This window comes from Streptomyces sp. NPDC086549 (assembly GCF_044746205.1).
Classification (GTDB): Bacteria; Actinomycetota; Actinomycetes; order Streptomycetales; family Streptomycetaceae; genus Streptomyces.
On the sequence record NZ_JBIVBS010000013.1, the window covers coordinates 15186 to 28057 of the forward strand.

Sequence of the window (12872 nt, forward strand, 5' to 3'; positions counted from 1 at the left end):
ACCCCCCGCGCCCGGCCCCCAGAGCGGCTACGGCTTCCCGCACCCCGGCGCCCAGGCCCCACAACCCCCGGCACCACAACCGACCGACGCCACACCCCAAGCACCGGCGCCCCAGGCCGGTTACGGCTTCCCGCACCCCGGCAACCCAGCTCCGCAACCGCCCAACCCCCAGGCCGGCTACGGCTTCCCACAGCCCGGCCAGCCGTACGCCCCCGGCACCCCGGCGCCGCAGCAGCCTCCGGCACCGCCGGCACCCCCCGCGCCCGGCCCCCAGAGCGGCTACGGCTTCCCGCACCCCGGCGCCCAGGCCCCACAACCCCCGGCACCACAACCGACCGACGCCACACCTCAGCCACCCACGCCCCAGGCCGGCTACGGCTTCCCGCACTCCGGTGCTCCCACCCCGCCGGTGCCCGGCGGCTACGGCTTCCCGCAGTCGGGTGCCCAGGCCCCCGCTGCCCCCGGCGTGCAGCCCCCGCAGAGCCCGGTCGCTCCCCCGGCCGCCGATGCCCAGGCCCCGGGTCAGCCTGCCGGTTACGGCTTCCCCCAGCCCGCGGCGGACGCCCCCAACGCCCCCACCCCGCCGGCACCGGACGGCTACGGCTTGCCCCACCCGGGCGCCCCGGCCCCCACAGCCCCCAGCGCGCAGGACCCGCAGAGCCCAGCCGCTTCCCCCGCCCCCGCCCCCCAGGCCCCGGATCAGCCCACCGGTTACGGCTTCCCGCAGCCCACAGCCACCCCCAACGCGCCCACCCCGCCCGGCGGCTACGGCTTCCCGCAGCCGCCCGCCCAGCCAGGCATGCCCGGACAGCCGCAGCCCGAAGGCCCGCAGGGCTTCCCCGGACAGGTGCCGCAGGCGCCGCAGCCTGGACAGGCGCCGCAGGCCCCCCAGGCTCCCCAGATGCCGCAGCAGCCGGTCGACCCCCGTGCCGGGGCCGCCTGGCCGCAGCCCATCCGGCACGATCAGCGGCAGCCGACCAACCCGGGGGCCGCGCCGCTCGGTTACACCGCGGCCGTGGAGCTGTCGTCCGACCGGCTGCTGAACAACAAGAAGCAGAAGGCGAAGAGCGGACGGCCCGCGGCGGCGCCGAGCCGGTTCAAGATCGGTGGGAAGAAGGAGGAGGCCGAGCGGCAGCGCAAGCTCGACCTGATCCGGACGCCCGTGCTGTCCTGCTACCGGATCGCGGTCATCAGCCTCAAGGGCGGCGTGGGCAAGACCACGACCACCACCGCCCTCGGCTCCACGCTCGCCACCGAGCGCCAGGACAAGATCCTCGCCATCGACGCCAACCCGGACGCCGGTACGCTCGGCCGCCGCGTGCGCCGCGAGACCGGGGCCACCATCCGTGACCTCGTCCAGGCGATCCCGTACCTCAACTCGTACATGGACATCCGGCGGTTCACCTCCCAGGCCCCCTCCGGCCTGGAGATCATCGCCAACGACGTCGACCCGGCCGTGTCCACGACCTTCAACGACGAGGACTACCGGCGCGCCATCGACGTGCTGGGCAGGCAGTACCCGGTCATCCTCACCGACTCGGGCACCGGGCTGCTCTACAGCGCGATGCGTGGAGTGCTCGATCTGGCCGACCAGCTGATCATCATCTCCACGCCGTCCGTGGACGGCGCGAGCAGCGCCAGCACAACGCTGGACTGGCTGTCCGCGCACGGGTACGCCGACCTCGTGTCGAGGTCCATCACCGTCATCTCCGGTGTGCGCGAGACCGGCAAGATGATCAAGGTGGACGACATCGTCAGCCACTTCGAGACGCGGTGCCGCGGTGTCGTGGTCGTGCCCTTCGACGAGCACCTCTCGGCCGGTGCCGAGGTCGACCTGGACATGATGCGGCCGAAGGTGCGGGAGGCGTACTTCAACCTCGCGGCCATGGTCGCCGAGGACTTCGTACGGCACCAGCAGGCGCACGGGCTGTGGACCAACGACGGCAACCCGCCGCCGGTGGCCGCCCCGCCGCTGCCGGGCCAGCCCCTTCCCGGCCAGCCGGTCCCGGGCCAGCCGTACCCACAGGCCCCGGGCCAGCCGTACCCGCCGCAGCAGGGGCAGCCACCGGCGCAGCCACCGGCGCAGCCACCGGCGCAGCCGTATCCGCCGCAGCAGCCCCAGCCGCCGGCCCAGCCCTACCCCTACCCGCAGGCGCCGGCGCCGGCGCCCGGACAGCCGTACCCGCCGCAGCAGGGGCAGCCGTATCCGCAGCCTGGTCAGACGGGTCAGCCGTACCCGCCGCAGGCCCCGCCCCAGCAGTAGGGCGGCAGAGCAAAGGGCGGCCGGTGCCTCGAAGGCACCGGCCGCCCTTGTGTGACGCCGTTTGTCGTCGCGCGCCTACGCGTCCGCCGCGATCAGCTCCCGGCAGCGCTTCACGTCCTCGGCCATCTGCTCCAGCAGGGCCTCCAGGGAGTCGAACTTCGCCTGGCCCCGGACGTAGGACAGGAAGTCGACGGCGACGTGCAGGCCGTACAGGTCCAGTCCCACACGGTCGATGGCGTACGCCTCCACCGTGCGCTCGGTGCCGTTGAACTGCGGGTTCGTGCCGACGGAGATCGCGGCCGGCATCGCCTCGCCGTCGACGTGGAGGTAGCCGGCGTAGACGCCGTCGGCGGGGATCGCGGTGTGCGGCAGTGTCTCGACGTTGGCCGTCGGGAAGCCCAGATCGCGGCCGCGCTGGGCGCCGCGGACGACCACGCCCTCCACGCGGTGCGGGCGGCCCAGGATCTCGCGGGCACCCTCGACGTCGCCCTCGGCGACCAGGCGCCGGGTGAGGGTCGAGGAGAAGGGCTCGCCGCCGCCCGCCGCGCCGCTCACATAAAGGTCGACGACCTCGACCTCGAAGTCGTAGACCTCGCCCTGTTCGACGAGGAACTCGACGTTCCCCGCGGCCTTGTGCCCGAAGCGGAAGTTCGGGCCCTCGACGACCGCCTTGGCGTGCAGCTTGTCGACCAGGACCTTGACGACGAAGTCGGCGGGGGTGAGCTTCGAGAACTCGGTGGTGAAGGGGAGGATGAGCACCGCGTCCACGCCCAGCTCGCCCATCAGCTCCGCGCGCCGGTGGTGCGGAGCGAGCAGCGGCGGGTGGCTGCCGGGGCGGACGACCTCGCTGGGGTGCGGGTCGAAGGTGACGACGACGGAGGGGACGCCCAGCTCACGGGCGCGGTCCACGGCGTGCTTGATGATCAGCTGGTGGCCGCGGTGGACTCCGTCGTAGGAACCGATGGTGACGACGCTGCGCCCCCAGTCCTGGGGGATGTCCTCCAAGCCACGCCAGCGCTGCACTGTGACCGCTCCTCGAACCCGTGTCCGTGTCTACCGACCTCTTACGCAGGTCTAAGGGTGCCATGCCCTGTGCCTCCGTCCGGCATCGGCATGGGGGCTGTGACCGGGCGCACGTACGGAGCGGGGGTCAGGCGGGGGCCCGTACGCCCGCCAGGTTCCCGATCATGCGCCGTGTGCTCGGTCCCACCATCGCGGCCCACTCCTGCGGTGTGTCGGTGAGCCGGCGGGCCACCAGCGCCGCGAAACCGGGGACATGGCGGCCCAGGTCGACCAGGCCGCGGTCGAAGCGGATCGCGCCGTCCGGGGTGCGGACGAGGAGGAGGCCGGTGCGGTGGACGAGATCGCAGAGGGCTTCGTCGTCCTTGTCGCCGCCGTACGCGACCGCGTGCAGCAGGGCGTCCAGGACGGCGGGGTCGCGCTCGTGGGCCAGCAGGAACTCCAGGAGTTCCCGCCGCAGGGGGCGGGAGGCGGGGCTGCCGGGAGCGCCGAGTACGGCCGCCAGGGCCGCCCGCACCCGCTCCGGACCGCTCTCCAGGAGGCCGGTGACCAGTGGCAGGAGCACGGCGCGGACGGCGGGGCCCCGGTCGAGGCCGCGTTCGACGTACGCCGCCACGTGCCCCGCGGCCTCCGGTCGCAGCTCGACGGCCTCGCGGACGAGCGCGGCGACCCGGCGGGCGAGCGTGGGCGTGGTGACGTCGGCGAGGGTGCGCAGCGCCTCCCCCGCGTCAGGTCCGACGCGCACCCGGGCCCGGAACGCGTCGAGGACCTGGTCCGGATGCGTGGCCAGGGCCGGGACGAGGGCGCTCGGCGGGATCTGCGGGTCGCCGGACGCGAAGTGCCGCAGGGCCTGCGGGAGGTGGCGGGCTCGTGTGTGCGGGTCCCGTACCAGGAGGGCGAGGGCGCCGCCGTGCAGGCTGCTGTCGGCGGGGCGGGCGAGCAGGGCGAGGGCGGCGTAGCGCAGCAGCTCGCGGTCGGCCTCGGTGCGGACGTGGGGTGCGGCGCGCAGCCCGTACGCCACCGCGGCGACCCGCCGGGCGGGCCGTCCGTCGTGCGCCCATCGGTCGACCGCACGGCAGACGGCGGGCGTCTCGTCCTCGGCGAGCACGGCGAGCAGTTCGTCGGCCCGACGGTGGGCGCTGTCCACGAGCACCTCGGTGAGCTCGTCCAGGGCCCCGTGCCGGTGGGTGTGCAGCAACGCCTGCGCGGCCGTGGCCACGGTGGCGTACGGGGTCGCGGGCAGCGGCCGCTCGTCGTCGAACCAGCGGGTCAGGTGCGGCTGTACGGCCGTGGGGTCGGCGGCGAGAAGGCGGGCCACGGCGTCGAGGTAACGGGCGGCCGCGTCCTCGCCGGTCCCTCCGCCCTCCGGCGGGGCCTCGTCGGCCAGGACCAGCCGGCGCAGCAGGTCGAGGCGCTCGGGGTCCGGGAGGGGCAGGGCTGTCCAGAAGGAGGGGCCGAACTCGGTCGGTACGGGGCGCTGCCGGCGGCGCCAGGCGACGATCCGGTCGGCCAGCAGGCGCAGCACGTCGGTGTACGGCTTCGCGTCGGGCACGCCCAGCAGGGCCTGGGCGAGCAGGCGGGCGGCCCACCAGGAGGCCGGATCCGAGTCCAGGGCGTGGATCAACTCCTCCAAGCGGAGGGTGAGTTGGCGGGCGCCGTGCTGGCGGGCGAGCAGGAGCAGGGCCTGGACGACGGGGCCGACGCGGTGGTGCGGCACGGGAAGCGGCTGGGCCCCACGCGGGACGCCGCGGCGGTGGACCAGGGCGCGCAGAGCCTCGTCCAGGTCGAGGTGCATGCCCTGGATCCAGTCGGCGAGCTCTTCGTGGGCGAAGCGGTAGCCGCCGCCGGCCGGAACCAGGAGCCCCTCGGTGAGGACGGCGGACGCCCAGCCGGAGCCTCCGCCCAGCCGGGCCGGGGCGGGTCCCCGGGGGAACACCGCCTCGAAGGACTCCCGGTCCAGCTCGCCCCGCCCTGGGCTCAGGATGCGCCGGGCGGCCTCGTGGATCTGACCGGAGACCCGGGCCGCGAGGCGGCGTACGGCCGTACCGCGCAGGCCGTTCTCGGCGGCGAGCCGGACCGCGATGCGCAGGCACATCAGGTCGAGGTGGGCGGAGAAGACCTCGTGGCGGTCGAGGCCGGCGGCGGGGGCGTCCGGGAGCGCGGCGCGGACCTCCGAGAGGAGCCGGAGGGTGAGCGGGTGGCGGGCCTCGCGGTCGGCGAGGGTGCCGTCGGGGACGGCGTAGCGGGAGCGGGCCCGGCGGGCCTCGTCGGGGGTGAGGTCGGCCAGACGGACGCAGGACGGCAGCGGGTGCGGGGCGTCGGCCGGGGCGTGCGCGTGCAGCAGCTCCCGAGGGAACGCGGCTCCGGTGCCCTCCCAGTACTCCTCCCGGCACGCGATCACCAGCCGCGCCCCGGTCGCGCGCAGCCACGCCGCTGTCCCCTCGGTCCACTCGCGCAGGCGGTGGGCGAGGGCGGGCGGCATCTCCTCGGGGCCGTCCAGGAGGATCAGGAGGGGCCGGCCGACCCGCGCGGCGAGGCGGGCGAGGCGCTCCGGGGTGAGGTCGCCGAGGTCGTCGGGGAGGAGGGACCGGGAGGCGGCGACAATTCGGGCCGCCCGTTCAAGGGCCCGGCGCGCCGCGTCGGCCACCGAGGCGTCCGCGTCCTTCAGGTCGGCGCCGCGCAGCCACAGCGTGGGGGACGGTTCCGTACCACGGTTGCGGCGGGCGGCGAGGGCCGCGAGTTCCGTCGTACGGCCGCTGCCCGGGGCGCCGACGAGGCCGAGCACGGTGCAACCGCCGACGGCGAAGGCGGCCAACTGCCGTGCCGCCTCGGCCCGTTCGACCGGCTCCACCGGGCCGAGCCCTGCGGCGCCGACCGGGCCGACGTGACCGGCGAGGGCCCCTGGCGGGCCGTCCTGGCCCACCGACGTGGCCGTGAGCTCCAGTACCCCGGCCAGATTGAGGTCGGAACCATAGGCGGGCACGGTCTCCGCGTTGCGGGCGAGCAGCTCGGCGAGCGGGCCGTACGCGACGGAGGTCCCCCCGGCGCGGGCGGGGCCGAGAGCCTGGGAGCGCAGCGGCGCCGCGAAGCCGGCGTCGCACGGGCCCGAGTGGAGCGCCGTGCCGAGCACGCCGAGCACGGCTCCCGTCTGGGCGTCGAGCACCGGTCCCCCGACCGCCCCGCCGCCCAGCCGGAGCGCGTCCCGTCCCGCGGTGCCGATCGCCAACTCCAGTGCGTCGCCGAGGAGATGGAAGCTGTCCGTGGCCGTGTACGTCACCTGTGTCGCGCCGAGCACCCTCGCTTCGCGCCAGCGGCCGGCGGCGATCCGCACGTACGTGCCGCTGGCGATCCGCTCCCGCACGGTGACCGGGAGCGGGGCCACGCCGAGGCCCTCCGTACGGACGAGGGCCAGGTCGAGGGCGGGCAGCGGGGTGACGGCGTCGGCGCCGACGACGCAGGTGCGCTCGCCGGCGGCGCGCAGGACGAGCCGGGACAGGCCGTCGACCGCCTCGTGGCTGGTGACGACCGTGCCGTGGTGGTCGGCCAGGAATCCGGTACCGCGCGGGCGGCCGGCCAGGTCGCGGATCTGTACCAGGCGGTCGTCCGGAGCCCGATCGGTCCCATCGGTCCGATCAATCCCATCGGTCTGATCAATCCGATCGATCCGATCGATCCGGCCGCTCGGGCCGTCCGTCGCCTCCCGCGCACCGTCCGCAGACCGGCGGACAGCCCCGGTCCGCGGGCTCCGTACCGCCATGGTCGAACCTCCCCGCTCATACATCCGTGCGCTGATCTTCGACGGTAGGCACGGAATGATCAGCGGGACAGATCTCGCGGTGAAAGCGCCCCCTTCCGCTCCCCCGGTTCACTCCGAGCGCCTGCTCGGTCGGGTGAATAGGCGAGGCCGGCTGGATACACCCTAGGGGTGGGGGAACCGAGGGGGGACCGTGGAGCGGCGACAGTGGAGGTACCCCGTGGTCGCCGCTCCACGGGCAGAAACCCGCGGCTCCTGACCCGGCCGGGTCAGCCGAACACGGCCAGGCTCTTCGCCTTGCCCTTCTGCTCCTCGACGAGCCCGAGAAGGCGGCCCTCGGGGTCGAAGACGGCCACGGGGCCGGCGCCGGTGTACTCGTCGGGCATCTCCAGCCGTACACCGTTGGCGAGCAGCCGGGCCCGCCTGGTGTCCACGTCCCAGCGCGGGAACGCGGCCGCGGCCGCCTCCGCGATCGGCATGATCGTCAGTTCCTGCTGGAGCTGGTCGAGGGTCCGTGCCGAGTCCAGCTTGTACGGTCCGACGCGGGTCCGGCGCAGCGCGGTGAGGTGTCCGCCCACACCGAGGCCGGCGCCCAGGTCCCGGGCGAGGGCCCGGATGTAGGTGCCGGAGGAGCAGACCACCGAGACCACCAGGTCGAGCACGGGGGTGCCGTCCTCGGCGACGGCGTCCCGGACGTCGTACACGGCGAAGGAGGAGACGGTGACGGGTCGTGCGGGGATCTCGAAGTCCTCGCCCTCCCGCGCCCGCTTGTACGAGCGCACGCCGTCGATCTTGATGGCGCTGACCTTGGACGGCACCTGCATGATGCGGCCGGTCAGCTTGGCGATGCCCGCGTCGACGGCCTCACGGGTGACGTGGGAGGCGTCGGTGGACGAGGTGATGTCGCCCTCGGCGTCGTCGGTGACCGTGTTCTGGCCGAGACGGACGGTGCCGAGGTACTCCTTCTCGGTGAGGGCGAGGTGCCCGAGGAGCTTTGTCGCCTTCTCGATTCCGAGGACGAGGACGCCCGTCGCCATGGGGTCGAGGGTGCCCGCGTGGCCTACTCGGCGGGTCCTGGCGATGCCCCGCATCTTGGCGACGACGTCGTGCGAGGTGAAGCCCGACGGCTTGTCGACAATGACAAGGCCGTCGGGCGGGGTGGGCTTGCTGGTCATTCTGCGGCGTCGTCCGTCTCTTCGGCCTCGTCCTCGGAGCCCGGCTTCCTGTACGGGTCGGCGTCACCGGCGAACGCGGCGCCCGCGGACGCCTCGCGCACCTTCTCGTCGGAGGCTCGCGCCTTGTCGAGGAGGTCCTCGATGTTCCGGGCGGTGTCCGGAAGGGCGTCCGCGACGAAGGCGAGGGTCGGCGTGAACTTCACTCCGGCCGCCCGCCCGACCTCGGAGCGCAGGATGCCCTTGGCGCTCTCCAGACCGGCGGCCGCGGCCGTCCGCTCCTCTTCGTCACCGTAGACGGTGTAAAAGACGGTCGCCTCCCGCAGGTCCCCGGTGACCCGGGTGTCCGTGATGGTGACGTGCGAGCCGAGCCGCGGGTCCTTGATCCCGCGCTGCAGCTTCTGGGCCACCACCTCTCGGATGAGGTCCGCCAGCCTTTTCGCCCGCGCGTTGTCGGCCACTGGTCCGTCTCCCGTTCTTTCTTCTTCTACGTTCTTTGGTGTTCTGTGATCTAGTCGTCGTCGCCGTGGAACCGCCGTCTCACGGACAGCAGTTCCACCTCGGGGCGGCCGGCGACCAGCCGTTCGCACCGGTCCAGCACGTCGCTGATGTGCGCCGCGTCGCCGGAGACCATGGCGAGGCCGATGACGGCCCGCCGGTGGAGGTCCATGTGGTCCACCTCGGCCGCGCTCACGGCGTACTTCCGCTGGAGCTCGGCGACGATCGGGCGGACGACGGAGCGCTTCTCCTTCAGCGACCGTACGTCGCCGAGGAGGAGGTCGAAGGACAGAGTCCCCACGTACATGTGTAACCGGTTCACCCGCCGGTACGGGATCGATGGCCCTGCCCTGGTCCGGGCGGGGACATCAGAACGGTACAACGAAGGGTGGGGGCCGATCGACGGATATTACGCTCCGTGGACCGTGCGACACCCCCGCCCCTGCGGGCCCCTAGACACCGGCGTGGGAGCCCGGACACGGCCAACTGGCCGACGGAAGCATGTTCCGTCGGCCAGCTGTGGGAACCGTGGGAGGTTACACCCGCGGCTTCTCGCGCATCTCGTACGTCGCGATGACGTCGTCGACCTTGATGTCGTTGAAGTTTCCGAGGTTGATACCACCCTCGAAGCCTTCGCGGATCTCGGTGACGTCGTCCTTGAAGCGACGCAGACCGGAGATGGTGAGGCTCTCCGCGATGACCTTGCCGTCACGGATGAGGCGCGCCTTGGTGTTGCGCTTGACCTCGCCCGAGCGGATGAGGACACCCGCGATGTTGCCCAGCTTGGACGACTTGAAGACCTCGCGGATCTCCGCCGTACCGAGCTCGACCTCCTCGAACTCCGGCTTGAGCATGCCCTTGAGGGCCGCCTCGATCTCCTCGATCGCCTGGTAGATGACCGAGTAGTAGCGGACGTCCACGCCCTCGCGTTCGGCCATCTGCGCCGCGCGGCCTGCCGCACGGACGTTGAAGCCGATCACGATGGCGTCCGAGCCCATCGCCAGGTCGATGTCCGACTCCGTGACCGCACCGACGCCGCGGTGCAGGACACGGATGTCGACCTCTTCGCCGACGTCCAGCTGGAGCAGGGACGACTCGAGCGCCTCGACGGAACCAGAAGCGTCACCCTTGATGATCAGGTTGAGCTGCTGGACCTCGCCGGCCTTGAGCACCTTGTCCAGGTCCTCGAGGGAGACACGGCGCGTGCGCTTGGCGAACGCGGCGTTGCGCTCACGGGCGGCGCGCTTCTCGGCGATCTGACGGGCCGTACGGTCCTCGTCGACCACCAGGAAGTTGTCGCCCGCACCCGGGACGTTGGTCAGGCCCAGGACCTGGACCGGCGTCGACGGGCCCGCCTCGGCGACGTTGTTGCCGTTGTCGTCGAGCATGGCGCGGACTCGGCCGTAGGCATCGCCCACGACCATCGTGTCGCCGACCCGCAGCGTGCCTCGCTGGACGAGGACCGTCGCCACGGCACCGCGGCCGCGGTCGAGACGGGACTCGATCGAGATGCCCTGCGCGTCCTGGGCCGGGTTGGCCCGCAGGTCGAGCGAGGCGTCCGCGGTGAGGACGACGGCCTCGAGGAGGCTGTCGATGTGCAGACCCTGCTTGGCGGAGATGTCGACGAACATCGTGTCGCCGCCGTACTCCTCGGCCACCAGGCCGTACTCGGTCAGCTGACCGCGCACCTTGGTCGGGTCGGCACCCTCGACGTCGATCTTGTTGACCGCGACGACGATCGGGACGTCGGCCGCCTTGGCGTGGTTGAGCGCCTCGACCGTCTGCGGCATGACGCCGTCGTTGGCCGCGACGACCAGGATCGCGATGTCGGTCGACTTCGCACCACGGGCACGCATGGCGGTGAACGCCTCGTGACCCGGGGTGTCGATGAAGGTGATCTTGCGCTCTTCGGCGTTGACCTCGGTCGAGACCTGGTAGGCACCGATGTGCTGGGTGATGCCGCCGGCCTCGCCCGCGATGACGTTCGTCTTGCGGATGGCGTCGAGCAGTCGGGTCTTTCCGTGGTCGACGTGACCCATGACGGTGACGACCGGCGGACGGACCACCAGGTCCTCCTCGCCGCCCTCGTCCTCGCCGAACTCGATGTCGAAGGACTCCAGCAGCTCGCGGTCCTCCTCCTCCGGGCTGACGATCTGAACCTGGTAGTTCATCTCGCCCGCGAGGAGCTGGAGGGTCTCGTCCGAGACGGACTGCGTCGCGGTGACCATCTCGCCGAGGTTCATCATGACCGCGACGAGCGACGCCGGGTTGGCGTTGATCTTCTCCGCGAAGTCGGTGAGCGACGCACCGCGCGACAGGCGAATGGTCTCGCCGCCGCCGCGAGGCAGCATCACGCCGCCGACCGACGGGGCCTGCATGGCCTCGTACTCCTGGCGCCTCTGCCGCTTCGACTTGCGGCCACGACGCGCGGGACCGCCGGGACGGCCGAAGGCGCCCTGCGTGCCACCACGGCCACCGGGACCACCCGGACGACCGCCGAAGCCGGGACGGCCACCGCCGCCACCACCGAAGCCGCCGCCACCACCGGCACCCGCACCGGGGCCACCGGGACGACCGGCGAAGCCGCCGCCACCCGGACGGGCACCGCCACCGGCGCCACCGGGACGGCCGGCGAAGCCGCCGCCACCGGGACGGGCACCGCCGCCACCGGGACGACCCGCACCGCCCGGACCGCGGCCGCCGGGGCCACCGCCGGGACGCGGGCCGGCAGCGGGACGCTGCGGCATCATGCCGGGGTTCGGACGCGGACCACCGGGACCGCCGCCGGGACGCGGACCGCCCTGCGGGCGGGGCATGCCGGACGGGGACGGACGGGGACCGCCCGGACCCTGCGGACGCGGACCGCCGCCCTGGGCGCCGGGCGCCTGCGGACGGGGACCGGCGCCGGGGGCACCGGGACCGCCGGGGCCGCCGTGGCCGCCCGGACGCGGACCGCCCTGCGGACGGGGCGACTGCGGGCGCGCCATGCCGGTGGAGCCACCGGACGTGAAGGGGTTGTTACCCGGACGCGGACCGGCCGGACGGGCACCCGGACGCGGGGCCTGGCCACCGGCACGCGGACCACCCTGGCCCGGACGGGCCTGGCCCTGGCCGGGACGCTCCGGACGGCCACCGGGCTTCGGGGCGCCGGGGCCCGGACGGGCACCGGGGCGCGGACCCTGCGCGGCGGCGGGGGCCGGAGCCGGAGCCGACGGCGGGGCCGTGAACTCGGGCGCGGCCGGAGCCGGACGCGGCGCGGGCTTGGGACCCGGCACCGGACGCGGGCCGGAAGCGGCCGGCGCGGGGGTGACCGGAGCCGGAGCCGCGGGGGCCGCGGGCTGCTGAGCCACGGGCTGCGGGGCCGCAGGCTGCGGGGCCACGGGCTGCGGAGCCACGGGAGGCTTGGGGGCGCCCGGCTTGGGAGCAGCCGGACGTGCCGCCTGCGCCGGAGAGGGCGCGGCGGGCCTGGGGGCAGCCTTGCGCGGGGCGGGCTTACCGGCGGACCTGCCGGAGCCACCGCCCTGGAAGGCGTCTGTCAGTTTGCGTACTACGGGCGCCTCGATCGTCGAGGATGCCGATCGGACGAATTCACCGAGTTCCTGGAGCTTGGCCATGACGACCTTGCTCTCAACCCCGAACTCCTTGGCGAGTTCGTATACCCGGACCTTAGCCACTTCGCTCCTTTTAGGTCCGGGTGCGTCCGGACCGTCGCTACTTCATGGGCGTACTCATCGCGTGCTCATCGAGTGCTCATCGCAATCTCGACCTACTTCCAACTCGCGGGGTACCAGAGCCGCGCGGCCGTTCCGCGCGACGCTTCTTACGGCGTTGCCTGCTCGGCAACTGTCACCTGCTCGACGTACTGGCGCAACGCCTTTGTGTCGAGCGCTCCGGGGGCGCGCAGCGCCCTCGTGAACGCCCGGCGGCGTACCGCCTGGTCGAGACAGACCAGGGCAGGGTGCACGTAGGCACCCCGGCCGGGCAGCGTACCGCGAGGATCGGGGACACAGGCGTCCTCGATCGCCACGATGCGCAGCAGCTCCGTCTTGGCCGACCGCTCCCGGCACCCCACACAGGTGCGTTCAGGGCATGCTCCGGCGTGCATCCGGCCAGACACAGCTAAGTCTACCTCCCCGCGGCGACCTCACCCTTTCGGGTAAGGACT

8 protein-coding genes are annotated in these 12872 nt (G+C 73.5%); 1 reads left to right on the forward strand and 7 read right to left on the reverse strand.

Annotated features, from left to right (window positions below; translation table 11 throughout):
- Positions 1-2263: AAA family ATPase (locus tag ACIPSA_RS33460; RefSeq protein WP_402641387.1), on the forward strand; the 2263-nt coding region annotated here is incomplete at its 5' end.
- A gap of 75 nt (positions 2264-2338) precedes the next feature.
- Here the strand turns inward: ACIPSA_RS33460 and ACIPSA_RS33465 are convergent.
- The 7 genes from ACIPSA_RS33465 to ACIPSA_RS33495 all read right to left on the reverse strand — a co-directional run bounded on the left by ACIPSA_RS33465 (position 2339) and on the right by ACIPSA_RS33495 (position 12824).
- Complete coding sequence (locus tag ACIPSA_RS33465) at positions 2339-3286, reverse strand: bifunctional riboflavin kinase/FAD synthetase (protein ID WP_402641390.1); 948 nt, start codon at positions 3284-3286, stop codon at positions 2339-2341.
- 127 nt (positions 3287-3413) lie between these two features.
- Complete coding sequence (locus ACIPSA_RS33470) at positions 3414-7040, reverse strand: trypsin-like peptidase domain-containing protein (protein ID WP_402641393.1); 3627 nt, start codon at positions 7038-7040, stop codon at positions 3414-3416.
- Positions 7041-7306: 266 nt separating this feature from the next.
- Entirely contained in the window at positions 7307-8212 is a 906-nt protein-coding gene (gene truB / locus ACIPSA_RS33475) for a tRNA pseudouridine(55) synthase TruB (RefSeq protein WP_402641396.1), read from the reverse strand.
- Positions 8209-8670, reverse strand: a complete 462-nt coding sequence (gene rbfA, locus ACIPSA_RS33480; RefSeq protein ID WP_402641398.1) for a 30S ribosome-binding factor RbfA — start codon at positions 8668-8670, stop codon at positions 8209-8211. The genes truB and rbfA overlap by 4 nt, the downstream gene beginning before the upstream one ends.
- A gap of 50 nt (positions 8671-8720) precedes the next feature.
- On the reverse strand, positions 8721-9014 hold the full coding sequence (locus ACIPSA_RS33485; RefSeq protein ID WP_402641400.1) for a DUF503 domain-containing protein: 294 nt from the start codon (positions 9012-9014) through the stop codon (positions 8721-8723).
- A 229-nt stretch (positions 9015-9243) separates the two neighbouring features.
- The gene (gene infB, locus ACIPSA_RS33490; RefSeq protein WP_402641403.1) at positions 9244-12381 is read right to left on the reverse strand and encodes a translation initiation factor IF-2; all 3138 of its coding nucleotides are present in this window, start codon (positions 12379-12381) and stop codon (positions 9244-9246) included.
- A 146-nt stretch (positions 12382-12527) separates the two neighbouring features.
- A complete protein-coding gene (locus ACIPSA_RS33495; protein WP_402641406.1) occupies positions 12528-12824 on the reverse strand; it encodes a YlxR family protein in 297 nt (98 codons plus the stop codon).
- Positions 12825-12872 lie beyond the last annotated feature (48 nt).